Consider the following 23,971-nt stretch of genomic DNA (forward strand, 5'->3'; position numbering starts at 1 on the left):
TCAGGGTATCGTTATCCAAATATTTTCTACGGTGACCATTCCAAGAACGCAGACGAGTCCAAACAGTGCTGGATAGAAGTAAAGATCCTTCTTGCTGGTAACCTTTTCCAGGAATATTTTGTCTCTCTCAATGGAATCTATCTCCTTGTAAAATTTGGCTACCTCTACATAATCTTCTTTGTTGAAGTGCGGCCCTGTTATTACTTCCCCGCTCTTCATGAAATACGTCCCTCCGGTGGTCATTACACCTTTCTTAAGGTCTGATTTTCTTCGGGCCGCCAGTTCCGGTTCCACGCCCGTTTCTGCGGAGGGTTCTACCCCGACGGCATAAACCTTTATGCCAAGTCTTGAGGCCAGTCTGAGCGGCCTTGCGGGGTTTATACCCACGTTATATATGCCGTCGGTAAAGAGTATGATTATCCTGTTTTTCTTTGTCCCCAGCTCCTTGGCAACCTCCAGGGCGTAGTCTCCCAGTTTCTCTCTGTTAATGCTGTGTCTCAACTTCTTAATCTCAAACTTGGTGCCCATGTCACCCTCAATGAGCGCGATTATGGCGGTGAAAAGCCCCTCGCCGATAGCCGTCTGAAAACCCACCTGAGAGGCATGGATTCTCTTTATGGAATTCTCAAGCAGTGAGTATTCCTGAGTAGGCAGGACGACGAGCGCCGCGTCTGTGCCGAATATAGTTATGCCGATAAGGTCGTTTGGCCTCTCTCCTACAAAATCCGTGACTATCCCTTTAATCTCCTCCATGGCGTTGCCCGTCATGCTGAACGAGGTATCTATTGCCATTATCATCTCCCTGCCCTGTGTGTTCACCTCTATCTCCTGCAGGTCTGAGAGCGGATGGCAGAGCGCTATAATTGTCGCAGTGACGGCCAGGAACCACAACGCGCGTGGAAGCCTTATCGCTAAGGCCTTGAGCGGAGAGAGCTTCGGCAGCCTCCCAAGGCTTGAATATCCCACGTATCCACGCCATCTGAACAGCCGGAAGAGTAGATACATGAGCGGTATTAAGAGTAAAAATACGGGTGCTTCCAGGCTCATTTGTCTTCGCCGCCAGGCTGGAGCAGCTCCTCAATCCTGCCGATTAGCTCCTCAACCTTTTTTCTTTCCAGGCTTCCGCCAAAAATCTGCGTGTCCAGTCCCCTGAGTATCTCCTCCGAGGGCAGGGCTATCTCTGCGGGTATCCTGGTGAGCATTTCGGAAGTGGTTATCGCCAACGCCTTTTCCCTTGGCATGTTTGATAGTGACCCGAGATAGACCCTCAGCGCCGTATCCACGCCCTCCAGATGCTTTCGGTCCTGGTATTTCTCTCCGCTGAAGCGGAACGAAGACAGGAGCGCCCTTAACCCCTGCACTACCAGTTCGGGTGTTTCAGACGGCTCCTCTTTGGGAGGAAAGAAGTTCTCCCTGATGCTGCGCAGCCCCGCCGGAACAAGCACGAGGAGAAAGAGGGAGACGCCAAGGAATATCAAGAAGTAGCCCCTGAAGTAAAGCTCGCTCCTACTGTAGGTTATCGGTCCTTTTTGGCCCTCCAGCGGGACATCCACCACCTTAAGGAGTTTATTGATGATAACGGGGACAGGCTGTGTTTGTACTTCCTCCATTTCTACGACCTTTTGCTTCTCGCCGCCCAGTCCATCCGGCTTATAATAGAATACGGAGACCGGGGGTATCTCGTACTTCCTCTTCTCTCCCCCCATCTCGTAGATGGATAGATAGTAGTCAAGCTTCAGCTTCTTTATCTGTGGTGTCTCTTCATGCTGGAAAGACGAGTGTAAGAGGACAAATGGCTCAAAACTGACCTCCTGTAGATTTTTTAACAGTATCTCCGTATCCTTTTCATAAAGGATTGTAAGGTGGTAACGTATTATGTCCCCAATCTGGATGACGTCTTTATCGACCTTGCCTATTATTGTCAGAGGGACCTTCTTTACGGTTATGGGAGTTGAGGTGGCCAGCCCCTCCATCTGTGCCACTTCGTCTACAAACGAGACGCCGAAGGAGGGTACCGTATACTTGCCCTCTTTTGCGTCTTCCGGGAGGGACAGGATATACTGAATGACCCTAAAGTCTCGTTCGTTGTCAAATATCTGTCTCTCCCCGACGGTTACGTTGTCTACCTTAAACGGCGAGAGGTCAACATCCATCAGGTCCTCAAAGTGGACGTTTATCCCCAACCTCCAGATTACCTGCACCGTGAGTATCAGGGCCTTGCCGGTCACCAGTCTGTGTGTACCCGGGAAGATCCAAATCTCTATGGGCTTTGTTTCGGTCTTTTCAAGCATGGCGGTGGGAGAGGGTGGTTCGGGAGTCGTTTCCGGGGCATACTGGGCACTTACACAAAACGGGTATAAACACAATACAATAAAGAAGGTTATGACTATGACAATGAACCTCTTCATCCCTTCACCGCCCTTCTTGTCCTCGCCCTTTTCTCGAAGAAGTTTGCGAGCATGTTCACCCATACTCCCTCGTCTTCTCCTGTCTTTACGACTAAGTAGTCCAGACCGAGGCGTATAAACAGTTTGGCAAACCGTTCTCCCGTAAGAGGTTGCGAGAGGTCCAGGAAGCCAAACTCCCGGCTTTCCATGTCGCGCACCGCCAGAAAGGCCCTTGCCCCGGGAAGCACGTCCTCACGCTCGTCCTTAATCACAATGGGGATTACCTCGTGCTTCTTTGAAAGGGTGGATAAAGAGGCATGATAATTCTCTTCTGCGATAAAGTCAGACAGAATGAATACCACACTGGGAGCCAGGCTAAGACTGTTGACATAGACAAAGGCGGCATCCAGGTCTGTGAGTGTGCCGTGTGGTTCTTCCGCCTTCAGCGCGCTCATCAGCCTGAGGAGCTGTCTCTGGTTTAAGTTCGGAGGGAAATATCTCTCCACACGGTCGGTAAAGGTGAGAAGCCCGACAGGGTTGCCGCTCTCTCCCACCACCTCTGTCAGTATGGAAAGGACAGAGAACAGGACGTCTTCCTTTATTACCTCTCTTGCGCCGAATTTCCTGGAAGCACTTTTGTCAATGAGAAACAGCACCGAAGTCCTCCGGTCAGGGAGGCTGACTCTTATGTGAAGGCTCCTAGTCCTTGCCGTTGTCTTCCAGTCGATGGCGCGGAGGCTGTCACCGGGCTGATATTCCCTTATCTCGTCGAGTTCAAGGCCCCTCGGGCCAGTAACCGAACCGGTGAAAGGACCCTCGAACAGGCTTGAGGCGAGCCTGCGGAAATATAGTTGGATTTTTCTAGTTCTCGTCCTTTGGGTCATCTTTATTCAAGTCTTGGCACCGTCTCAAGCATGTCTCTTATGACTTCATCAGGGTCTATGTCGCTGGACTCTGCCTGGTGGGTCAGAATTACCCTGTGTCTGAGTACGGGGTAGGCCATGTCCTGTACGTGCTCCGGTAGCACTGTGTCGTCGCCCTTGATAAACGCGTATGTCCTCGCGGCCTTGGCCAGAGAGATAGAGGCCCTGGGTGAAGCGCCATAAAGCACCACACCCTTTATGAAACCGTTTGTGCTCTCTTCAGGCCTTGTCGCCCTTACAACCCTCGTAGAATATCTTACAATCGGGGATTCATCTTTAAGCGGGAACCACTCGGTTATATGGTGTCTGAGCTGAATTATATCATGCGGGTTGAATACCGCCTTTACGCCAGGTTCTTTATCCGTAACCTGTCTTTCCGTGATGGTTCTCTCCTCGGTGTAGGAGGGGTATTCTATCCTCAACTTCAGCATAAACCTGTCCACTTCAGCCTCCGGGAGGAGGTACGTGCCCGTCACCTCAATGGGATTCTGGGTGGCCAGTACGAAGAAGAGTTTTTCCAGGGCATAGGAGGTGCGGCCTATGGTGACCTGCCGTTCCTGCATGGCCTCCAGCAGCGCACTCTGGACCTTGGCCGGGGCACGGTTTATTTCGTCTGCCAGCAGGAGGTTGGTAAAGACAGGGCCCTTATGGATGGTGGCCTTCATGGTGGCAGGCTCTATCATCTCGAAGCCTATAATGTCCGCAGGGATAAGGTCCGGGGTGAATTGTATGCGGTGGAATTTGGAGTCTATCGCCTGTGCCAGGGTCTTAACAGTGATGGTCTTGCCAAGGCCCGGGTAGCCCTCAAGCAGGATGTGCCCCTCTGAGAGAAGGGCCACAAGTATGCCCTCAATAAGCCCTTCCTGCCCGACTATAACCTTTCCTACCTCGACCTTAAGGGCCTCTATCTTTTGCCTCAGGTCTTCTATCGATACCTGCAAGGTATTTGGCCTTTATAAGATGAGCCGATAATACGATAAACGTATATCCTGCCGTTTAGAGCACTCCTGTGGAACAGGCACTAAAGCATTATATATTCATTCACTATCACAGGCAAGTACTTAGTCAGTCAACGTCTCGTAAGATAATATGACAGGAAGACAGCTCAATGTGAGGCGGGCCGTTTCGAACGTTGCGGCTATAATCTACTCTTCCGGCTCAGACCTCATAACTATTCTTGGGTTTTTTCCCCTGTAGACCTCCATAAATGTGTCGTTTTCCAGTGCCGTCGTGACAGGTTCCATCAGTTTGTTGTACTCCTGTACATATTTCAGGTATTCTCTCGGACATTCCTTGTACACCATGTAAAGGCTCAATACCCTGATTGAGTCCGGCGGGTCGAGAATGGCGAACTGCATGGTCTCCGTCCATGACAGCCTGTCAAGCTCTCCCTCCAGAAGCGGATCGCCCTGCCGGTACGGGCGTTTATCTTTAAAATGTTTCTGGTACCATGTTGTGGCCAGGTAAAAATGTTCGTCCTCGTCGGGACGTTCCCCTTTTACCTTGTCATAGATTTGTCTGGTAATTAACAGGATATTCTTCGTAACAACCTGTTGCTGTGTCGGATCTAATCCTGACCTCTTGAAACTCATATGACGCTCATAGCCTCTATTTAACGCATACTTCCCACCGCGAAGACGGCTATTATATAAGCTTCCGCGGATGCGGACAAGCCTCTTTAGTCGCGCGGAAAACACGCTACCATTTCCTTTTTCGCGGATAGAGTCTTTTTTTGTTTTCTAAGTCGGTGAGGAATGGTATCTTATTCGACACGGGGATAAAGAGGGGATACAAGATTAGAGAGGAATATGTATGGGAAATGACATAAGAAGCTCAAGGTTGACCGGGCTTATCGCCGGGTTGCTCATGGCGATTCTGGCGGTCGTGGTAATCCAGTTCCTTCTGTCTTTTTACGGGATGTCCAAGCTGCCGGAGAGACTTAAGGTCCCCGATGTATCTGGCACCAATGGTGGGGTTTACACCGTAGTGCCTGTTGATCCCGGCACGTCTGGGTACTTCGGCAGGGTCATTTTGACCAACAAACAGACCGGTGAGTCATGGATAATCTTTCCAAAGGGCCGTGCGGTCAAGGTGGAACTACCGGAAGAAGAATAATAGTACACCCTTGCGCTAAGGACAACCGAATAATGAAGAACACAGACATGATGCCCGTTTTGTGCCTTATGTGTGCGGTGTTATTGTGGCTAACTGTCTCCGTACTTGTCCTCTCCGGTGGTCTCACCCCCGTACCTGTAGCCCTCGAGGCAGGCATTTACTGTCTTGGCGTAGTCCTTATCGTGGAGGGATTTCTCCTGGAAATCCGCCGGTAAAGGCGCAACGTGTTTTCGGGCTTGTTTTCAGCACAAATTTATGTATAAACTGTGCCGTGCGCTATTATAAATACCTGCATAACCTGCTCAATGCCTCGAAGATGCCGTGTATGTAGAGAAGGAATCCGGGGGGACAAGAAGGATTATCCTCACAGCAAACACCGCGGACCTCCAGAAATTCTTTTTGGAATATGCTGAACACCCCAAGGCATTTAAGCAGCTGGACTCATTACATCGTATGCCGGCCGAGTAGCCATCCGGCGGATTGCCGGAAATACCCATTCTACACCAGGCTCATTATGCTTGACTATGGTTGCAGATAGCGGTAAATCCCGGCAACAGAGAAGCTCACCTCGGGGCATCTAGAAACTTATCACCCAATAGTCTAAACCTGTAGAAGGGGGGAGTAACGATGGCCGAGTTCTTAATGGGATTGTTGCTAGGCTTGTTTTTAGCAGTTATATTTTAAAGGCTCACTGGTTATAGCCGAACAGGATTTTGTATCAGTCAGGCAGAAAACCCGGTGAAACTCCGGGCGTGCCGGGTGGCATAACTGCCCTTGGACTGGAAACAGAAAGGGGCTGTTATGCCTTGCCTGCTGAGTCTTAAAGCGATAAGAAAGCAGCCTGGGAGCGGGCAATAAGCCGAGTTTTGTCGTGGGTGACCATTAATCTGGGACGCGCCTTTCAGCACGCCTCAAACGGCTTACCCGGGGGTCATAGCGAAGCGGGCCGCTTCATCCCCCTCTATTCAGCCTTTCTCCGGGTGGGGTTTACCATGCCGGTCCTGTCACCAGGACCGCGGTGGGCTCTTACCCCGCCTTTTCACCCTTACCCCTCACCGAAGTGACGGGCGGTATGTTTTCTGTGGCACTTTCCCTGGGATTGCTCCCGGTGGGCGTTACCCACCACCCTGCCCTGTGGAGCTCGGACTTTCCTCCCGCCTGCTCGTGGCGTGCGGGCGGCCACCTCGCCTGCTCCCGGGCCGCTAGCCTTCAGGGAGGCAGAGTATCTTACCACAGTTCAGGCACGGTATCAGCTCCTGTTTCCTGTGGACCAGGTTGTAGGTCTGGGGAGTCAACTGCATAAAGCAGCCTCCGCACGCCTGCCCTGATACCTCTACCACCGCTTCACCGTCTTTTTCTACCAACCGCTTATACAGCTCAAGTGATTCTTTATCTATCTGTTGCGCGATTTCCTGCCACGACGCCTTTGTTTCTTCGATGTTCTTGTCTAAAACGGCAATTTCGCTTTCCACCGCCACCTTCAGTTCATCGTGTTCCTTTTCCAGTGTCTCCTTCTCTCTTTTCTGGTCTTTTTCTCCGGCGGTCACGTTTTCCATATCGGCCATCATGGAGAGTATCTTATCCTCCAGAAGGCTCTTGTCCGCTTCCCTTCCTCCTATTTCAGAGAGGACAGCGCTGTATTCCTTATTGTTGTTTATCTTAAGGAGCTTTTCTCTGGACTTCTGTATTTCTTCCTCTACGCACTTGAGGTCCAGGGACTTTTTGTCTATTTCTTTCTGGAAGTTCATTGACTCGGTATGCTTTTCTTCCAGGAGGGCCTTCGCCCCTTTGATCTTAGCCTTTGATTCGTTAATGCGGTTTTGTATTATTCCTTTTCGCTTGCTTGATTCCTGGATTTTATTGTCGATGGACTGGAGCCTTTTAAGCAGTTCCAGCCTGTCCAGTCCGGATTCTTTATTGGTTACTTCCAATGCCATCGAGGAACCCTTCTAGTTTCCTGCTCCTTACGGGATGTTGTAGTTTTCTGACAGCCTTTGCCTCAATCTGTCTTACCCTTTCCCTGGTAACGTTGAACTTCTTTCCCACTTCTTCCAGGGTATACGTGTAACCGTCTCCTATGCCGTAGCGTAGTTTTATAATCTCTCTTTCCCTGTAGCTGAGAGTGTGGAGGACGGTCTCTATCTTCTCCTTGAGCATCTCCTGTGTGGCCGCGGAGACGGGGGATTCGGCCTTTTCGTCCTCGATGAAATCGCCGAACGAGCTGTCCTCGCTCTCACCCACCGGCCGGTCCAGGGAGATTTGTGAGCGGGAGATCTTCATTATCCGCCTTGCCTCAGGCACGGAGACACTCACCGCATTCGCAACCTCTTCTATGGTCGGTTCACGCCCCTTTTCCTGCAACAGCCGTTTTGACACGTTTCTGATCTTGCTCATGGTCTCTATCATATGAACGGGTATCCTGATGGTTCGCGCCTGGTCTGCGATGGAGCGTGTAATGGCCTGGCGTATCCACCATGTGGCATACGTGCTGAACTTATAACCCCGCTTGTATTCATATTTATCCACCGCCCTCATAAGCCCGGTGTTGCCCTCCTGAATCAGGTCCAGGAAGTTCAGTCCCCTGTTCCTGTATTTCTTAGCTATGCTGACCACCAGACGAAGGTTTGCGCTGGAGAGTTTCCTCTTGGCCGTCTCATGCTCCAGGAATATCTTGTCAATGCGTGTAACCTTCCTGCTGAGGCTGTCGGGCGTCTCCAGCACCTTCCTCTCCAACAGGGAAAGCGATTGGTTAAGCTCCCTCAGGCGGCCGTTGGTGGTATGACGGTTCCGTGTCCTGTTTATCTGCTCCTTGAGCGCGCTCATCTCTCTACGTATGGCCTGCAAACGGTATATTAACGGCCGTATCTTTTTTGTTATTATGTTAAGACCTGCGATTCGCTCCAGGGCGTTGCGACGTCTTGACCGTATCTTCCGCAGCAAGTTTACTCTTTCCGTCTCTGTGGTTTTCTTTAAGCGCGCCTTACTATAGTCATTCGTGTTTAACTCAATTGTCTTCCTAAGCGCCCTTATTTCTTTCGGCAGCCTCTGGAAAATCCTTTCCCTGCCGGTATCTACGGTGAAATCTAACTTCATGATTCCTTCGGCACGGCCACCTCCGTTACACAGATTCTCCAGGGCATCCACGTAGACCTCGATGTTATAATCGGAGGAGAAGACCTTTCTGAATATGCGTTTCTTGGTTATCTCGATCTCCTTGGCAAGCTCTATTTCTTCGTCTCTGGTGAGCAGGGGTATCTCGCCCATTTGGGTCAGATACATCCTTACAGGGTCGTCTATCTTCTCCGGAATAACGACCTCATACCCTCCCTCGGGCAGTCCTCCTTCAGCAATCTCAAGCTCCGCCGCGTCACGGGCATCGACCTCGGATTCATCGATGAGGTCTATCCCTATCTCATCCAACATTATCAGGATGTCGTCTATCTTTTCCGGTGAGACGACGTCGTTGTCGGGGAGAATATCGTTAAGCTCCTCGTAGGTCAGATAGCCCTTTTCTTTTCCCCGTTGAGCTAGTGTTTTTATTTTTTGTCCCAGCTTTTCCATTAAATCACGCCGTGTCATTGTGTCCTCTTTCGAGAAAGATGTGCAAGCTTCGTCTTTTCATGAAATTCTCTCAGAAGCTTCGCCTCTTCCATCTTCTCGTCACTATCCAACGTCTTTATTCTCTCTTTTGTGTCACCGATTTTCTTTTTGCTTTCTCGTCTCTTTACGTAATAGACACAATCATCAAACCGGTTACGGTAGTCGCCTCTTTCAACATCAAAGGTAACGTCGGCAATGGCCCTTGCGGGTTCATCGCCGTGGAAGAACGGAATCAGGTCCACTTCCCTTACATGACCGTTCTTGCGGTAAATCTCTAAGGCTTTGCTTGCTATCTCTCTGATGCTCTCGGTCTTCAGGGCCTTTGGTCCTACTTCTGCCTCAAACTCCTCTATCAGCTCATTGTGGGAAAGCAAAAGACCCAAAAGTTCCTTCTCCGCCCGGTAGTCTACACCGGGACCTGTCGTTACAACGGCCTCATCGTCCGCGGTCTTCCGTATACCATAGGGTGTTAAATTCCTGAACTCACGTCTCAATATATCTTCTTCAACCGCCATCTTCTTCGCTATGTCCTTTACAACGAGTTGCCGTTTTAACTCGTTCGGGATCTTCAATACCATGTGGAGAAGCTCCCTTATCGCGGCAAGTTTACCGGAAGCCGTTGAGACGTCGTGTTTCGCCTCTACCATCTGCACCTTAAAGCTGAAGAAATCAAGCGCATTACCAAGTAGTTCTTTAAACCGGTCTGCCCCATCTCTCAGTATAAATTCACAGGGGTCATCACCTTCGGGCAGTTGGACTACCCTGGCCTCAATCTCCTCTTCTGCCAGTATGTCCAGGCTCCTGTCAGAAGATTTCCTCCCGGCAGTATCGCCATCCAGAACCAGGACAACCTCCGGAGTCCACTGCCGGAGCGTCCTTATATGCTCTACGGTGAGTGCCGTGCCCAGGACCCCCACCGCGTTAGAAATGCCTTCCTGATGGGCTACTATTACATCGGTGTAGCCCTCCATTATCAGGGCCTTTCTATTTTCAAGGATGGAGGGTTTCGCCGCGTATAATCCGTAAAGGCACCTGCCCTTACTGAACAATCTCGTCTCCGGGGAGTTGACGTACTTCGGTTCCGAACCGGATAAGGTCCTGCCGCCAAACCCTACCACGCGGCCAAGATAGTCGGTAATGGGAAACATCAAGCGGTTTCGGAACCTGTCATAAACACCGCCACCGCCGGACTTGGCTATGATAAGGCCGGAGGATTGTAACCTGGAGAGAGGTATGTCTTTGGCCTGGGCCAGTCGGACAAGTGTATCCCAACTATCGGGAGCCAAACCTATCCGGAACTTTTTAATGGAGCTTTCTTTTATTCCGCGGTTTTGAAGATAGTCCCTTGCAGGCTTTCCCTCTTCGCCCAGAAGACATTTATGAAAGAACTCCACCGCAAGATGATTAACTTCATAGAGTGGAACCCTGCCCTCGGACTTGCCCTCTTTTCCGCCAGGTTCCGGTATGTCAACCCTGGCCCTTTTAGCTAATACTCTCAGGGCCTCAGGAAAGGAAAGACCTTCCTTCTTCATTACAAACGTGAAAACTGTGCCACCCTCGCCACAACCGAAACATTTATATATTTGTTTCTCAGGACTAACTGAAAAACTTGGCGTCTTCTCTGCATGAAAGGGACACAGGCCTGTAAAATTCTTTCCGGCACGCTTGAGGTTTACGTGCCGATTAATCACCTCCACGATGTTTGTAAGTCTCTGTACTTCATTAATCTTTTCGCTGGAGGTATATCCGGCCATACAGACCCTTTCATTTAGCTATAGAGTCTTTAAACTTTTAAATTCTATCACAATATCACCAGGAGTCAAAGAAATAGATTGAAAAAGATTGGTTAACAACGTCGGTTTTTTAGGTAAGGTGTGTGAATACGGGAGGTTACACGCACATCCGGTTGGTTTCTTCACTAAAGATGGCGCGAAGGGGATTTTTTGAAAAAATCCCCTTCGCTAAAAAGCTCGTTCTACCTACAACGCCCCTTGGCCTTTTTTCTTTTGGCCTTCTTTTTAGCCTTTTTCTTTACTACCTTCTTTTTAGCCTTCTTTTTGGCCTTCTTTTTGGCCACTTTCTTCACCTCCTTCCAAAACTTTAGTTCACTAAGTAACTAAACTTGCCGGATTATAACAAAACAACGCGTGTTGTCAAGCAAGTTTTGGCTTTTTTTGTAAATTTTGCCAAAAAAAATCCAAACCGGCAAAAAAAGTCTGGAAGGCAAAATCCGGGTGAAGTGTGCGCTACAGCCTCATGGTGACACCCTTTGACTTAAGGTAGCGCTTGACATCGTGAATGGAGTATTCCTTGTAGTGGAACACGGAGGCGGCCAGGGCCGCGTCTGCCTTACCAATGGTAAAGACGTCATAAAAGTGTTCCAGTCTGCCTGCGCCCCCGGAGGCAATTATGGGTATGGACGCGGCCTCTGAGATGCTGCTGGTGAGTTCGTAGTCGTAACCCTCCTTTGTGCCGTCGCAGTCCATGCTGGTCAGTAAGATTTCACCCGCCCCCCTTTTCTCGACCTCCCTGGCCCACTCTAACGCACCTACGCCTGTGGGCGTGCGGCCGCCGTTTACGTAGACCTCCCAGCCGCGCTCATTCCCCGCCCGCTTCGCGTCTATGGCCACCACAATACACTGGCTGCCGTAACGCCGGGACGATTGATTAATAAGTTCCGGGTCTTTTACTGCCGCGGTATTTATCGCAACCTTGTCCGCCCCCGCCCTGAGCAGCCTGCGGATGTCTTCCAGGTTGCGCACGCCACCACCTACCGTCAGGGGTATGAAGACCTCAGAGGCGGTCGCGGACACGACGTCTATGATGATGTCTCTTTCCTCGTGTGAGGCGGTTATGTCGAGGAAGGTTATTTCATCGGCGCCTTCCCGGTCGTAAAATTCCGCTACTTCGACGGGGTCGCCGGCGTCCCGGAGGTTAAGGAATTTCGTTCCCTTTACGACCCTGCCGCCCTTTACGTCGAGGCAGGGTATGATTCTCTTTGCTAACATTTGTTGTTAACGCGGATATGCAAAGTTATAAGAAAATGGCTGATAGCCAACTTCTTGCCGGAGCCGGTTTTCTAGCATATTTATTATGTTCCGTCGAAGAAGCTCAACGTCTTCATCGGAAACTTCGAAGCCAACAGTACTATCAAACTTTTCCCTAGGCTTGTCACTGATAACACTTAGGGTTACTCGGTATTCACCCGGCTTCCAGTAAAACATTTGATCGTTGACATACGTGTAAGCTTGCTTATATTCATCGGTATTTCGAAGTTCTTTAAAAGCAGTCTCAATTGTGGCAGTGTCTTTATACACTAAATCGTAAGCGTTTATCCAAATAGAATCAGTTTTTCGAATTATTCTTTCGAGGTACGGACGCATCATATTTTGTGTATCTTTATCATAAAATACGAGAACATAGCGGTAAGGCTGATCTATTTTACATAGAAAGCTTGCCGGTAGGATATATATTTAACTTTCCGACTTTCCGGCGATTCCAAAGAGAAAAAATCCAGGGTTGTATCAAAGCCAGTATGGCAACAATTGCGATAACGACATCAGGATTTGATAACTTGTTTACTTCCATCGATAATCTACTTTGCTAATGAGTTAATAGCTTACTCTAAGAAAAAAAGCTTTCTTATGATACACATTTTAACTTGGTAAAGAAGTACTTATTCAAATTTATGCCTAAAAATCCTTTTCCGGGCTGGACGCCTTTGCGTAGAGTTTTTTGGGGATTCTTCCGGCAAGGTATGCGAGCCGGCCCGATTCGCAGGCGTGCCTCATGGCCCTGGCCATCTTCACAGGGTCCTTTGCATGGGCTATGCCCGTATTGAGAAGCACACCCTCGCATCCGAGTTCCATGGCTATAGCGACGTCGGAGGCGGTGCCCACACCAGCGTCTACTATGATGGGCACCTTTGCGTTCTCGAGGATGATGCGGATATTGTTTTTATTCAATATGCCCTGGCCGGAGCCGATGGGGGCGCCGGCGGGCATCACACTTGTGACCCCCACGTCCTCGAGTTTTTTTGCGATGACCGGGTCGTCTGTGGTGTATACCAGCACGGTAAAACCGTCTTTGACCAGTCGCCTCGCGGCCTCCAGGGTGCCGACCGGGTCAGGCAAAAGAGTCCTTTCATCCGCCAGCACTTCCAGCTTTACCATCTCGGAGATACCCGTCTCCCTGGCCAGATGGGCCGTGCGGACGGCCTCGTCTGCGTTGTAGCAGCCAGCCGTGTTGGGCAGGATCGTGTACCGGTTGGTATCTATGTAATCGAGGAGTGACTCTTTGGGACGGTCTTTAAGCTTGAGCCGTCTTATCGCGACGGTGACCACCTCTGCGCCGCTTACCTCCAGGGCCTCGCGCATCACCTCCATCGAGGGATACTTGCCCGTGCCCACAAAGAGCCTTGAGGTGAACTCGTATTTTCCCAGGCGAAGCGTGTCTTCCTGCGCCTCTTTAGCGGGGGTCTTTCCCATGATATAAAAACTACCTGCTAGCCTCCACCCACAAACGTTACTATCTCAAGGGAGTCGTCTTCTTTTAAGGGTTGTTCCTTTAGCTTGCCGCTGGGAAGGACCTTGCGATTCAGCTCCACGGCTACAGGGCGCTCACCGATGCCCAGTGAGTCCAATAGTTCCTGCACCGTCATGCCGTCCGGATGTGTCTCGGTCTCGCCGTTTATTATGAGACGCATATTTCTTACCTACCTGCCTGCCTGGGTACTTATCCCTGCTTTTTGGCCCTTACATACTGGTCAATGGCCTTTGCCGCGTCCTTGCCCGCGCCCATCGCGAGGATTACGGTGGCGGCGCCGGTAACTATGTCTCCCCCCGCGAAGACCCCTTTCTTGGTGGTCTCGCCGGTTTCATCATTCACCACGATGGTGCCTTTTGCCGTTACCTCCATGCCGGTGGTGGTCATGGGAACAAGCGGGTTCGGGCGCGTTCCAAGCGCCATTATCACACAGTCAACGTCCAGTACAAACTCTGAGCCCTTTATCGGCACGGGTCTCCTGCGTCCCGAGTCATCCGGCTCTCCAAGCTCCATCTTTAGACATTCTATGGCCTTCACCCAGCCTTTATCGTCTCCCAGTATCTTGACCGGATTGGTTAAAAGCATGAACTTGATGCCCTCTTCCTCTCCGTGTTTAATTTCTTCTATACGGGCCGGCATCTCGTCTCTGGAGCGGCGGTACACGATGTATACCTCCTCGGTGCCCGGCATCCTCAGGGACGTTCGCGCGGAGTCCATTGCCACGTTGCCCCCGCCTACCACTGCGATACGCTTTCTCTTCAACAGCGGCGTGGCGTAATTCGGGTCATATGCCTTCATGAGATTGGCCCTGGTCAGGTACTCGTTAGCCGAGTACACGCCGCAGAGGTTCTCGCCGGGGATACCCATAAACATGGGCAGCCCCGCACCCACCGCCACGAACACGGCATCAAAACCATCGTTCAGGAGTTCGTCTACCGTCTCCAACTTCCCGATGACGATGTCCAGCTCTATCTTGATGCCCAGCTTTTTCAGATAATCCACCTCAGCGCCCACAATCGCCTTGGGCAGCCTGAATTCGGGGATACCGTAGAGGAGCACCCCGCCGGCTTTATGGAGGGCCTCAAACACCACTGCCTCGTGGCCCATCTTGACCAGTTCCCCGGCGGCTGAAAGCCCCGCAGGGCCGGAGCCCACGATGGCCACCTTATACCCGGTGGGTGGTTGTTTCTCCGGTATCTCCACCTCTCCCTGCTCCCTTTCGGCGTCCGCCGCGAAGCGTTCCAGGTTGCCGATCCCGACGGACGTCCACTTCTTGGCTACGATGCAGACCTTTTCGCACTGGTCTTCCTGTGGACAGACGCGCCCGCAGACCGCAGGGAGGCTGTTCGTCTCCTTTAACTTTCTGGCCGCGCCGACGAAATCACCCTCGGCGATAAGCTTTATGAACGCGGGGATGTCGATGCCTACCGGACAGCCCGGCACACACAGGGGCTTCTTGCACTGAAGACACCTAAGGGCCTCTCTCTTCGCCATCTCGGCCGTATAGCCCGTTGGTACCTCGTCCCAGTCCTTCGCCCTTACCTGAGCCTCTCGCTCCGGCATGCTTGTGCGGGGTTGTTTGTGCATGTTTTTAAGATTCTGTTCTTCGTCACATGAAGGGGTGGTGTCGTCTATCATTTCTTCGCCTCCTGGGCCACCTGAGCCCCATGTGTGCTGTTAAACCTGTCGTTCATCTCTTTTTCCTCGTCCGCGTATATCTTCAGTCTTGTCATAAGCTCCTTAAAATCGACCTCATGGCCGTCAAACTCCGGCCCCTCCACGCAACCGAACCTGGTTACTCCCCCTACGGTCACCCTGCAGGCGCCGCACATACCGGTCGCGTCTACCATTATCGGGTTGAGGCTTACCACGGTCTTTATCCCGTACGGCCTGGTGACTTCGCTTACGGCGGCCATCAGGGGAACCGGACCGACCGCCACTACCAGGTCAATTTTCTTACCGTCGTCTATGAGTTTCTTCAGCGCCTGTGTCGGAAAACCGTGAAAACCGCATGAGCCGTCGTCGGTACAGATTACCAGTTCGTGACTTATCGCCTTCATCTCGTCTTCAAACATCAGCAGGCCTTTATTCCGGGCGCTTATCATCGCTATAACGTGATTGCCCGCCTCGTAGAGGGCCTTCGTGATGGACATGCCCAGGGCGGTTCCCAGGCCGCCGCCTATAGATACCACCGTTCCAAACTTTTCGATATGGGTGGGCTGGCCCAGCGGGCCGGCGACGTCCTGCACGTAGTCTCCCGCCTTCAACGTCGCCAACAGTTTGGTGGTGTAGCCCACGGTCTGGAATACGATGGTGATTGTGCCCGCCTCGGAGTCTGAATCATTAATGGTCAGGGGGACCCTTTCCCCGGTCTCATCCACCTTGACCATGACAAACTGCCCCGCCTTCCTCTTCCTGGCGATCCGCGGCGCTTCAATAACCAATCTGTAGATAACTTCGCTGAGTTGTTCTTTTTCTCGCACCTTAAACATTTATTTTGCCCGCGTCAAATCTGTTGAATGTTCAGTAGAAACAAAAAGAGCAACCCGTATAGAATCATAAATAAATCACCTGGGTTGCTTCATCAGGTGTGGCCCTTTTCGCATATTAACGATATCTCCGGCCAAATGCAAGAGGAGATTTGACAAGGCACATGGATGGTTATATACTGAAAAATCGGATAAAGATGTTTAAGAGAGACTAGCCCAATTCTCAGGAATAAAGGTTCTCATGGAAGGCATAAAAAAGCTAAAAGAGCTTATAGACAGGTCCAAAAGGCCCTTGATAACGGCGCACATACGCCTTGACGGTGACGCCCTGGGGTCTGAGCTGGCGTTCTACCATGCGCTGAAGGCCATGGGAAAGGAACCCTGCATCCTGAACGATTCCAGTATACCAAGGGTATACAAATTCCTTGTCAAGGACGTTGACGCAAGGTGCTGGAATGACGATACCAGGACATCCCTTTCCGCCCCGGGAAAGTCATACGGCTTTGATCTGGCCATTGTGCTGGATACGTCTTCGGCAGAGAGAGTCGGGGGCGTACGTGAGGTCGTCTCCTCCGGGATACCAATCATTTGTATTGACCACCATCTGTGCACAGAGAACTTTGGCGACGTAAGTATTGTGCATACAGAGAAGTGCTCTACCGGGGAAATCGTCTACGATTTATTTCGCGGCATGGACGTGGAGGTAACCCCTGAGATAGCCAGGGCATTATACGTGGCAATAATAACGGATACAGGCCGCTTCATGCATCGCAACACCACCTCGGACACCTTCAGGGTAGGGGCCTACCTGATAGACCACGGGGCGGATCCGACAGACATAGGACAACGCCTGTACAAGATGAACACCTACGGTTATATGCAGCTCCAGTCCATGGCGGTCAAGACACTCAGCTTCCATTGCGACAAAAAGATCGCCTGCATGTGGCTTACGAGAGCGATGATGCGCGAGGCCCATATGCCTCCCATAGACACCCAGGACTTTGCCGACCTGCCTTCTTCCATAGAGGGTGTAGTAGTCGGTGTGCTGCTAAGGGAACTGGGAGAGGGAAACAAGGTCAAGGTCAGTCTCCGGTCTCGTGACGGCATCGACGTCAACAAGATGGCTAATGGTTTTGGAGGCGGCGGCCACCAGAGGGCCGCGGGGTGTGAACTAGACGGGCCCATCCAGGAGGTCCAGGACCGGGTGGTAGAGGCCGCCATAAGGGCCTTAGAGTCCCCAGAGAAACTTGAGGAAGAAGCGCTTGCCTAGTCTTCACAGGTTGTAATGCCTGCAACCTGCGCCGTTAAAACTTCAATACATGCTACGCCATGGCCGGTAACAACAGGGACGAACTGGGCAGGATTGTCAGTTCATTAAGGGGGAAGCTGGAACTTGAAAAAAGTTTCGGGACGGATTTTGTGGTTAAGGGCCGCGCCGTGGAGGTAACTCCCGGGAAGAAAGAGGACGACCGGGTGCGGAACCTGGCCATACTGGAAGAGGATGCCGCCACCTGCATCAAGTGCCGCCTGAGCGAATCCCGCACGAACGTCGTCTTCGGTACGGGCAACGTATTTGCGGCCCTCATGTTCATCGGCGAGGGTCCCGGCTACGAAGAGGACCGGCAGGGTCTCCCCTTCGTAGGCAGGGCCGGACAGCTCCTGACAAAGATAATAGAGGCCATAAAACTCACCCGTGAGGACGTCTATATCGCCAACATGGTCAAGTGCCGCCCGCCTGACAACCGCACCCCGAGACAGGACGAGGTTTCTATCTGTTCAACGAGCTACCTCAAACACCAGATAGCGTTGATAAGACCAAAAGTCATCTGCGCCCTGGGTAATGCCGCCATCCAGTACCTGCTCGACACCAAAAAGGGCGTAACCACGCTGAGGGGGCAGTTCCATGATTATGACGGCATAAAGCTGATGCCCACGTTTCACCCGGCGTACCTGCTCAGAAACCCGGGCGAGAAGGGCAAGTGCTGGCAGGACATGAAGAAGGTCCGGGCACTGCTGGATGAGTTGGAGACGGACTGATACCCCGACCGGTTTGTTTGGCCCGCCAGGATGAACTCAGACCTCTGAAAAAATCGCCCTTACAATCTGCTTGCAGCTGCCCCATTTATGGGGCATCTATAAACAGCCTGATAAATCGGGCAACTAACATTTGGGGGGGGGGTACAGGACGACAATCCGTGCCGGGGTGCCACAGGTCTCAAAGGTACGGGATGGATACCTTCAATATTCCGGGAAAGCAAAGCGAATCCGGGTTGATTTTCTATTAAATTTCCGTTCCTCCCGTGCCGCTTATCAAATCCTTCAGTTTAACTCTTACTTCCTCTAAACTAAACGGCTTCAAAAGATAACCGATGGGTTCCGCTTCCTTTGCCCTCCGCAACGCTTTGTCCCTGTGGGCAGTTACAAATATAACCGGGATATTCAGCTCCGCCTTGATTATTTTAGCGGCCTCTACGCCGTCTATCTTTCCCGGCATGACAATATCCGTCACAAGTAAATCGGGCCTCAGCTCCCTGGCCATGCTTATGGCTTCTTCACCTGATAATGCAGCCTCGCCGGAGGTCAGGTAGGGCGGGTTTTACGACACATCTGCGGCTGCTTCGGGGGTTAGTGGCTCAGCAAGAGAGGGTTTATGTTTGGGAGGTTTCACCCCCTTTAGTCCGAGGGCCTTGTCCCCATCCCTCAGCCCATAGAGGATCTCCTCAAATTCCTTCATCCTTTGTTCTACGAGCTTACGGGAGGCCTTCTTATCCGCGCCCTCTGCAAAATACTGATTGATAAGAAAGGCCTGGTCATAAGTGCGCCAGCGCTCGTGCCCCGCGTAGTTTATTGCGTTGGCATCGCCTTTAAGTTTGTAGGTGAGATACAGTGCGGTTCCCGTCATACCGCCTTCCATTGCCAGCAGCATCAGCAATATGGCTGACACCTTTCAGAAGATGATACGGCGAGATTTCTTTTTTATCCTAGTTTGACTCTTCGTCAGTAGTCTCCTGTTTAACATATCTCTTGTACAGCTTATATCCGGCCACTGCTACCGTAATCAACGTTATAACCAATAGGGCAGACCGGAACCCCTGGAAGTATTCCGCGGCGTGGCTGAACTTGGAGCCAAAGAAAAAACCCAGTAAGAAGAAAAAGATGTTAGTGACTATAAATATAAACGCCCAGAACCTTGATATCTTTTTCATTTTGTTTAATACCTGCCTCGAAGCTTCGGGATTCAGAGAAATAAGGGTCTCTTCGTGTACCTGTTAAAACCGCCTCACATACCCATAAACATGACTGCGACGCCGGTCAGGGCTATTATCCCCCCGGCCATGACGTGCGACCACTTCTCCATGTGCCTGCCCGGCAACAGTTCCAGACCGCGAAACGCCAGCATACTCTGGAAGGCTATCATAAACACGGTGACCAGGGAAAAGGCCGCCGTGGTCAGCCACACGCCGTACCAGCCGTGCTGAACGGCAAGGAACATGAGGGGTATAAGGGGTTCACACGGGCCGAAGATAAATATGGCTATCAGCGCCCAGACGGTTACCGTCTTTGCGTTGTCCATATGGAGGTGGTTGTGCCTCAGGTGTTTCAGTCCCCAGAGGGCATAGGCCGCCCCAAAACCAATCAGCAGAAAGCCGGCGATGTTGCCCCTGAAGGATTCGGCCCCTTCAAGGTGGAACAGGCCGAGGCCCAGAAATATCCCCAGCGCGCCAAGGACTATACTCGACCCGACGTGCGCCACGCCCGCAAGCAGGCTCACTATAAGGAGCTTCCGGCGCGACCAGCCCTGCGCCCTGGCTATCGAAGCAAAAGGCAGCCAGTGGTCGGGCGCCAGCGAGTGTATAAAACCAATGCTTAATGCCGAGAATATTAGAGCTTCCATATCACTAAGTGTATTCTAGTAAAATCCGGTTTTTGCGGGAACGAAAATCTTCTACCTGCTCGCATACTTCTCGCCCCTGTCAGGGAAGATGGTTACGACCCTCTTACCACTCCCGCCACCCAGTTCACGGGCGATAACGACGGATGCAAAGGCGGCGGCGCCGGAGGATATACCCACTACAAGACCCTCCTCCCTGGCAAGACGGGCGGTCATGTCCTGTGCGTCTTCATCGCTGACCGCTACCACCCGGTCAATAATGTCCTTATTGAGAAGTCCCGGCAGAAACCCCGCGCCCAGGCCGTGGATGCCATGCGTGCCGGGCCTGCCGCCGGATATAACGGCAGAGCTCTTTGGCTCCACCGCCACCACCTGTACGGAAGGGATCTTTGCCTTGAGCACCTCACCCACGCCGCTAATAGTCCCTCCCGTGCCGACGCCGGCCACAAACGTGTCGATGTCACCCCCTGTGGCCTCAAGTATCTCAGGGGCGGTCGTCTTCCTGTGTATTTCGGGGTTTACCGGATTTTCGAACTGGTTGGGCATAAAGAATCTTGTGGAATTTGTTCGCAACATATCCTGCGCCCGCTTAATGGCGCCGGGCATCCCTTCCGATGAAGGGGTTAGCTCCAGTGCCGCACCGTAAAAGCTCAGCAGGGCCTTCTGCTCACCGGGCACGTTCTCCGGCATCACAAGTATCAGCTTGTAGCCGCGCACGGCTGCTATCATGGCCAGCGATATGCCAGTGTTGCCGCCGGTGGGTTCTATTATGGTTGAACCCTTCTTTAATTTACCCTCTCTTTCAGCGGCCTGGACTATCCCCAGGCATACCCTGTCCTTCACGCTCCCGGTTGGGTTGACGCCTTCCAGTTTCGCAACCACCTCCGCGGAACCCGTCTCCACCACCTTGCACAACCGGACCATCGGTGTGTTAAAGATGAGTTCCAGCGCATCGCCGGCGATTGCCTTACCGGAGACACCGGGTTCGCGGGACACTTTACCGCCTTCTGTTACCATGAGGAGAGGAATCTTTTTCTAAGTGTGTGCTATGTAAGAGTATATGATGGGGGCATTATAGGTTTGCAATAACGCGATAGCAAGAAAATTTCTTGTGAAACCCATTTTCTACCGTATTACAGTATACGGGTGCCTGTTTGTTTTTCTATTTTCTTGATTGCGGCGCCTAATTCCATTCTGAGTTTTATGTAGGCATCGGCGAGGCCGGGGGCGCGTTCAGCCCGAAATACGGCCTCGGCCTCTTTCAGATAGTCGTACGATTGGACCGTAAGCCGTGCTAATCGGTCTCTGTTCATCATTATAGTATTTGTGGAATTTCTGCTCAAGGAAGAGATCTTGTTTAAATTCGCATACGTCAGCGTCAACTTTTCCATGGCGGCGAGTCGCGGGACCTTTGTCAGCTCGAAACCCCTGACCTTAAGCGCCCGTTTCATATCCTCCACCGTTTCCATGGCCTTGTCTATATAGTTCTTCGCGGAGAGGTCGTCTCCGCGAGCTATCGATTTTCCGGCCATATCCAGCCGGGCGGCCCACTGCTTTTCCATCTTGTCTAACCGCTTCAGGTCATGTTGGGTCAGTGCTCTTCCGGGCCTCTTTTCTCCCTGGTGTGGACGGCCCTCATTAACGTGGGTTGGTCCTTGTCGGAAGCGGCTTTCATCCGGTGCACCCTGGACACATACGGCAGCTGCAAAAACCGTCACCAGAATTGCCGCCGGGGTAATCTTTTTCTTCACAAGCCCCTCTCTTTGTTACATTTGTGTTTATTTATTTATCCGGGGAGTGTACTATCATTTGCTCCCGTTTGCAAAAAGTTTGTTTAATTTTCGGAGTTATATCATTCTAATTAGCGCACAGGCTGCGTTTACGCGCAATACGCCCTTATTCCTTGACATAACGGTTGTTCCGGGATATGATAGAGTGTTTTATAAGCCAGCATTTTTTCCTCCAGAGGTTTTCCAATGTGGGACTATTCAGAAAAGGTGAAGGACCATTTCTTTCACCCGCGAAACGTGGGTGAGATACAGGATGCTGACGCAGTGGGCGACGTGGGCAATCTGGCCTGCGGTGATGCCATACGGCTCACCCTCAAGCTGGACAACGACCGTATCGTGGACGCCAAGTTCAAGACCTTTGGCTGCGGGAGCGCCATTGCGGCCGCAAGCGCCCTTACAGAGATGGTAAAGGGCAAAACGGTGGAGGAGGCCGAAAAGCTCACCAACCAGGATATCGCGGACTACCTGGACGGCCTGCCGGACGAGAAGATGCACTGCTCGGTAATGGGTCAGGAGGCGTTAGAGGCCGCCATCGCGAACTACCGCGGCTACGAAAAGGCACCTTCCGAAGAGGGTACTATCATATGTAAGTGTTTTGACGTAACCGACAAGGTTATTGAACGGGTAATCAGGGAAAACAATCTTGGCTCGATCGAACAGGTAACTAATTATACGAAGGCCGGCGGCGGTTGTAAGTCGTGCCATCCGGACATCCAGCAGATTATAAACGATATCAGGGGTCCCGCCGTGGCGGTGGCGCCTGAACCTAAACCCGTAAAGAAGATGAGCAATATCAAGAAGATGCAGCTCGTTCAGGAGACCATAGAGAAGGAAATAAGGCCCGTCCTGACGTCCGGCGGCGATGACGTGGAACTTGAGGATATAGATGGAGACACGGTGTATGTTTCCTTCCAGGGTAACTGCATCCACAACGCCACGTCGAAGGAAAAGGTAAGGCACACGGTCGAGGCGAAGCTGAGAGAACTCGTTACCGAAGACCTGGTAGTAGAAGAGGCTACTTGATGAGCAGGACCGTTTATGTAGACAACAACGCCACTACCCGGGTAGCAGATGAAGTAGTGGAGGAGATGCTGCCATATTTTACGGAGCTTTACGGTAACCCCTCCAGTATGCACACCTTCGGTGGTCAGCTTCACAAGAAGATAGAACAGGCCCGCGAGAAGGTGGCCGACCTCATCGGGGCCGACCCTTCTGAGATAACGTTTACAAGTTGTGGTACGGAGAGTGACAACGCTGCGATACGCGGGGCGCTAGAGTCTCATCCCAAGAAGCGGCACATCGTTACCACCCGTGTTGAGCACCCTGCCGTCCTTCACCAGTGCAGGCAGCTTGCCCGGCATGGCTACGAGCTCACTGAGATTGCCGTGGATCAGGAGGGACTCCTCGACCTCGGGGAACTGAGGGCGGCGATAAGGGGCGACACGGCCATTGTATCCGTCATGCATGCCAATAACGAGACCGGGGTAGTCTTCCCCGTGGAAGAAGCCGCTCAGATAGCCAGGGAAAAAGGGGCGGTATTCCACACCGACGCAATCCAGACGGTCGGCAAGTTACCAATGGACATGAGCAAGGGCAACATAGACATGCTCACAATCTCCGGCCATAAGCTCCACGCCCCCAAGGGCGTGGGCGCGCTCTACATCAGGCGCGGCGTGAAATTCAAGCCCTTAATAGTAGGAGGCCACCATGAGAACGGCAAAAGGGCGGGCACCGAGAACATACCGTATATAATGGGCCTCGGCAAGGCCTGTGAGCTGGCGAAGAAGTATATGAAAGAAGAACAGGGACGCGTCAAGTCTCTGAGGGACAAACTGGAGGAACATCTCCTTACAAACATTCCTAATGCCAGATTAAACGGTCACAAGACGCTGCGGCTCCCAAACACGACCAATATCAGCTTTGAGTACGTGGAAGGTGAGGCGATACTGCTACTGCTTGACGAGGCGGGTATCTGCGCCTCTTCCGGTTCGGCCTGCTCGTCAGGTTCACTGGAACCCTCTCACGTTTTGATGGCTATGGGCGTACCTTTCACCGCCGCGCATGGCTCCATAAGGTTCAGCCTGAGCCACTATAACACGGAAGACGATGTCGATTACATTCTAGAGAGCATACCTCCCATTATGAAAAAACTTAAGGACATATCCCCGTATGCCAGGGAGATAGAGGAATTGGAACAGAAGGCCGCTTCAACCGCTAACAGGGGCTAAAC

General features: G+C 51.9%; 24 protein-coding genes, 1 other RNA gene and 2 pseudogenes. 6 read left to right on the forward strand and 21 right to left on the reverse strand.

Features of this window, described 5'->3' with window-relative positions; translation table 11 throughout:
* From NOU37_01560 to NOU37_01580, 5 genes are all read right to left on the reverse strand, one after another.
* Nucleotides 1–1,047, reverse strand: coding sequence for a VWA domain-containing protein (locus NOU37_01560; protein MCQ4573922.1), 1,047 nt, complete (start codon nt 1,045–1,047; stop codon nt 1–3).
* Nucleotides 1,044–2,471: a hypothetical protein gene (locus NOU37_01565; protein MCQ4573923.1), complete on the reverse strand. Its 1,428-nt coding sequence runs from the start codon at nt 2,469–2,471 to the stop codon at nt 1,044–1,046. Before NOU37_01565 ends, NOU37_01560 begins: the two co-directional genes overlap by 4 nt.
* Entirely contained in the window at nt 2,405–3,271 is an 867-nt protein-coding gene (locus tag NOU37_01570; GenBank protein ID MCQ4573924.1) for a DUF58 domain-containing protein, read from the reverse strand. Before NOU37_01570 ends, NOU37_01565 begins: the two co-directional genes overlap by 67 nt.
* A gap of 2 nt (nt 3,272–3,273) precedes the next feature.
* Nucleotides 3,274–4,251 (reverse strand): AAA family ATPase, encoded by a 978-nt coding sequence (locus NOU37_01575; protein ID MCQ4573925.1) that lies wholly within the window; start codon nt 4,249–4,251, stop codon nt 3,274–3,276.
* Between the two features lie 204 nt (nt 4,252–4,455).
* Entirely contained in the window at nt 4,456–4,902 is a 447-nt protein-coding gene (locus NOU37_01580; GenBank protein MCQ4573926.1) for a hypothetical protein, read from the reverse strand.
* Between the two features lie 220 nt (nt 4,903–5,122).
* On the opposite strand from NOU37_01580, the gene NOU37_01585 reads away from it, so the two are divergent.
* A complete protein-coding gene (locus tag NOU37_01585; protein ID MCQ4573927.1) occupies nt 5,123–5,425 on the forward strand; it encodes a hypothetical protein in 303 nt (100 codons plus the stop codon).
* A 32-nt stretch (nt 5,426–5,457) separates the two neighbouring features.
* Nucleotides 5,458–5,640, forward strand: coding sequence for a hypothetical protein (locus NOU37_01590; GenBank protein MCQ4573928.1), 183 nt, complete (start codon nt 5,458–5,460; stop codon nt 5,638–5,640).
* Between the two features lie 625 nt (nt 5,641–6,265).
* On the opposite strand, the gene rnpB is transcribed toward NOU37_01590, so the two are convergent.
* From rnpB to NOU37_01640, 10 genes and pseudogenes are all read right to left on the reverse strand, one after another.
* Nucleotides 6,266–6,620, reverse strand: an RNA gene (gene rnpB / locus NOU37_01595) — RNase P RNA component class A.
* Between the two features lie 7 nt (nt 6,621–6,627).
* Nucleotides 6,628–7,362 (reverse strand): C4-type zinc ribbon domain-containing protein, encoded by a 735-nt coding sequence (locus tag NOU37_01600; protein MCQ4573929.1) that lies wholly within the window; start codon nt 7,360–7,362, stop codon nt 6,628–6,630.
* Nucleotides 7,340–8,074: pseudogene (gene rpoD, locus NOU37_01605) on the reverse strand (RNA polymerase sigma factor RpoD). Before rpoD ends, NOU37_01600 begins: the two are co-directional and overlap by 23 nt.
* Nucleotides 8,075–8,641: 567 nt before the next feature.
* A pseudogene (locus tag NOU37_01610) lies at nt 8,642–8,986 on the reverse strand (RNA polymerase subunit sigma-70).
* A gap of 14 nt (nt 8,987–9,000) precedes the next feature.
* Complete coding sequence (dnaG, locus tag NOU37_01615; GenBank protein ID MCQ4573930.1) at nt 9,001–10,779, reverse strand: DNA primase; 1,779 nt, start codon at nt 10,777–10,779, stop codon at nt 9,001–9,003.
* Nucleotides 10,780–11,271: 492 nt separating this feature from the next.
* Nucleotides 11,272–12,033 carry an imidazole glycerol phosphate synthase subunit HisF gene (gene hisF / locus NOU37_01620; GenBank protein MCQ4573931.1) on the reverse strand — a complete coding sequence of 254 codons (762 nt, stop codon included), beginning with the start codon at nt 12,031–12,033 and terminating at the stop codon, nt 11,272–11,274.
* 684 nt (nt 12,034–12,717) lie between these two features.
* A complete protein-coding gene (locus NOU37_01625) occupies nt 12,718–13,512 on the reverse strand; it encodes a thiazole synthase (GenBank protein ID MCQ4573932.1) in 795 nt (264 codons plus the stop codon).
* A gap of 17 nt (nt 13,513–13,529) precedes the next feature.
* Nucleotides 13,530–13,730, reverse strand: a complete 201-nt coding sequence (gene thiS, locus NOU37_01630) for a sulfur carrier protein ThiS (GenBank protein ID MCQ4573933.1) — start codon at nt 13,728–13,730, stop codon at nt 13,530–13,532.
* A 29-nt stretch (nt 13,731–13,759) separates the two neighbouring features.
* Entirely contained in the window at nt 13,760–15,208 is a 1,449-nt protein-coding gene (gene gltA, locus NOU37_01635; GenBank protein MCQ4573934.1) for an NADPH-dependent glutamate synthase, read from the reverse strand.
* Nucleotides 15,205–16,062: a sulfide/dihydroorotate dehydrogenase-like FAD/NAD-binding protein gene (locus NOU37_01640; GenBank protein MCQ4573935.1), complete on the reverse strand. Its 858-nt coding sequence runs from the start codon at nt 16,060–16,062 to the stop codon at nt 15,205–15,207. Before NOU37_01640 ends, gltA begins: the two co-directional genes overlap by 4 nt.
* A 238-nt stretch (nt 16,063–16,300) precedes the next feature.
* Here NOU37_01640 and NOU37_01645 point away from each other — a divergent pair, with 238 nt between their 5' ends.
* Together NOU37_01645 and NOU37_01650 are read left to right on the forward strand one after the other, a co-directional pair.
* Nucleotides 16,301–17,329 (forward strand): bifunctional oligoribonuclease/PAP phosphatase NrnA, encoded by a 1,029-nt coding sequence (locus NOU37_01645; GenBank protein MCQ4573936.1) that lies wholly within the window; start codon nt 16,301–16,303, stop codon nt 17,327–17,329.
* Nucleotides 17,330–17,388: 59 nt separating this feature from the next.
* A complete protein-coding gene (locus tag NOU37_01650; protein ID MCQ4573937.1) occupies nt 17,389–18,096 on the forward strand; it encodes a uracil-DNA glycosylase in 708 nt (235 codons plus the stop codon).
* Between the two features lie 244 nt (nt 18,097–18,340).
* Here the strand turns inward: NOU37_01650 and NOU37_01655 are convergent, their stop codons facing one another.
* From NOU37_01655 to NOU37_01680, 6 genes are all read right to left on the reverse strand, one after another.
* Nucleotides 18,341–18,643, reverse strand: a complete 303-nt coding sequence (locus tag NOU37_01655) for a response regulator (protein ID MCQ4573938.1) — start codon at nt 18,641–18,643, stop codon at nt 18,341–18,343.
* Nucleotides 18,644–18,655: 12 nt separating this feature from the next.
* Nucleotides 18,656–18,985, reverse strand: a complete 330-nt coding sequence (locus NOU37_01660) for a type IV pili methyl-accepting chemotaxis transducer N-terminal domain-containing protein (GenBank protein MCQ4573939.1) — start codon at nt 18,983–18,985, stop codon at nt 18,656–18,658.
* Between the two features lie 55 nt (nt 18,986–19,040).
* The gene (locus NOU37_01665) at nt 19,041–19,265 is read right to left on the reverse strand and encodes a hypothetical protein (GenBank protein ID MCQ4573940.1); all 225 of its coding nucleotides are present in this window, start codon (nt 19,263–19,265) and stop codon (nt 19,041–19,043) included.
* Nucleotides 19,266–19,339: 74 nt separating this feature from the next.
* Entirely contained in the window at nt 19,340–19,954 is a 615-nt protein-coding gene (locus NOU37_01670) for a hypothetical protein (protein ID MCQ4573941.1), read from the reverse strand.
* Nucleotides 19,955–20,005: 51 nt separating this feature from the next.
* Nucleotides 20,006–20,968 (reverse strand): cysteine synthase A, encoded by a 963-nt coding sequence (gene cysK, locus NOU37_01675; protein MCQ4573942.1) that lies wholly within the window; start codon nt 20,966–20,968, stop codon nt 20,006–20,008.
* A 116-nt stretch (nt 20,969–21,084) separates the two neighbouring features.
* Complete coding sequence (locus NOU37_01680) at nt 21,085–21,702, reverse strand: hypothetical protein (protein ID MCQ4573943.1); 618 nt, start codon at nt 21,700–21,702, stop codon at nt 21,085–21,087.
* Nucleotides 21,703–21,927: 225 nt separating this feature from the next.
* Here NOU37_01680 and nifU point away from each other — a divergent pair, with 225 nt between their 5' ends.
* Together nifU and nifS are read left to right on the forward strand one after the other, a co-directional pair.
* A complete protein-coding gene (gene nifU / locus NOU37_01685) occupies nt 21,928–22,764 on the forward strand; it encodes a Fe-S cluster assembly protein NifU (GenBank protein ID MCQ4573944.1) in 837 nt (278 codons plus the stop codon).
* Complete coding sequence (gene nifS / locus NOU37_01690; GenBank protein ID MCQ4573945.1) at nt 22,764–23,969, forward strand: cysteine desulfurase NifS; 1,206 nt, start codon at nt 22,764–22,766, stop codon at nt 23,967–23,969. The genes nifU and nifS overlap by 1 nt, the downstream gene beginning before the upstream one ends.
* The last annotated feature ends 2 nt before the right edge of the window (nt 23,970–23,971 follow it).

Origin of the sequence: Candidatus Bathyanammoxibius amoris, assembly GCA_024451685.1 — a bacterium.
GTDB classification, from domain to species: domain Bacteria; phylum Planctomycetota; class Brocadiia; order Brocadiales; family Bathyanammoxibiaceae; genus Bathyanammoxibius; species Bathyanammoxibius amoris.

Coding starts and splice junctions, on each gene's coding strand:
- NOU37_01645 (MCQ4573936.1), top strand. CDS start 16,301: ATGGAAGGCATAAAAAAGCTAAAAGAGCTTATAGACAGGTCCAAAAGG.
- NOU37_01570 (MCQ4573924.1), bottom strand. CDS start 3,271: ATGACCCAAAGGACGAGAACTAGAAAAATCCAACTATATTTCCGCAGG.
- NOU37_01640 (MCQ4573935.1), bottom strand. CDS start 16,062: ATGTTTAAGGTGCGAGAAAAAGAACAACTCAGCGAAGTTATCTACAGA.
- NOU37_01585 (MCQ4573927.1), top strand. CDS start 5,123: ATGGGAAATGACATAAGAAGCTCAAGGTTGACCGGGCTTATCGCCGGG.
- thiS (MCQ4573933.1), bottom strand. CDS start 13,730: ATGCGTCTCATAATAAACGGCGAGACCGAGACACATCCGGACGGCATG.
- NOU37_01625 (MCQ4573932.1), bottom strand. CDS start 13,512: ATGGGAAAGACCCCCGCTAAAGAGGCGCAGGAAGACACGCTTCGCCTG.
- NOU37_01670 (MCQ4573941.1), bottom strand. CDS start 19,954: ATGGAAGCTCTAATATTCTCGGCATTAAGCATTGGTTTTATACACTCG.
- cysK (MCQ4573942.1), bottom strand. CDS start 20,968: ATGGTAACAGAAGGCGGTAAAGTGTCCCGCGAACCCGGTGTCTCCGGT.
- nifU (MCQ4573944.1), top strand. CDS start 21,928: ATGTGGGACTATTCAGAAAAGGTGAAGGACCATTTCTTTCACCCGCGA.
- gltA (MCQ4573934.1), bottom strand. CDS start 15,208: ATGATAGACGACACCACCCCTTCATGTGACGAAGAACAGAATCTTAAA.
- NOU37_01560 (MCQ4573922.1), bottom strand. CDS start 1,047: ATGAGCCTGGAAGCACCCGTATTTTTACTCTTAATACCGCTCATGTAT.
- nifS (MCQ4573945.1), top strand. CDS start 22,764: ATGAGCAGGACCGTTTATGTAGACAACAACGCCACTACCCGGGTAGCA.
- dnaG (MCQ4573930.1), bottom strand. CDS start 10,779: ATGGCCGGATATACCTCCAGCGAAAAGATTAATGAAGTACAGAGACTT.
- NOU37_01590 (MCQ4573928.1), top strand. CDS start 5,458: ATGAAGAACACAGACATGATGCCCGTTTTGTGCCTTATGTGTGCGGTG.
- NOU37_01600 (MCQ4573929.1), bottom strand. CDS start 7,362: ATGGCATTGGAAGTAACCAATAAAGAATCCGGACTGGACAGGCTGGAA.
- NOU37_01650 (MCQ4573937.1), top strand. CDS start 17,389: ATGGCCGGTAACAACAGGGACGAACTGGGCAGGATTGTCAGTTCATTA.
- hisF (MCQ4573931.1), bottom strand. CDS start 12,033: ATGTTAGCAAAGAGAATCATACCCTGCCTCGACGTAAAGGGCGGCAGG.
- NOU37_01565 (MCQ4573923.1), bottom strand. CDS start 2,471: ATGGGTGAACATGCTCGCAAACTTCTTCGAGAAAAGGGCGAGGACAAG.
- NOU37_01660 (MCQ4573939.1), bottom strand. CDS start 18,985: ATGCTGCTGGCAATGGAAGGCGGTATGACGGGAACCGCACTGTATCTC.
- NOU37_01580 (MCQ4573926.1), bottom strand. CDS start 4,902: ATGAGTTTCAAGAGGTCAGGATTAGATCCGACACAGCAACAGGTTGTT.
- NOU37_01665 (MCQ4573940.1), bottom strand. CDS start 19,265: ATGAAAAAGATATCAAGGTTCTGGGCGTTTATATTTATAGTCACTAAC.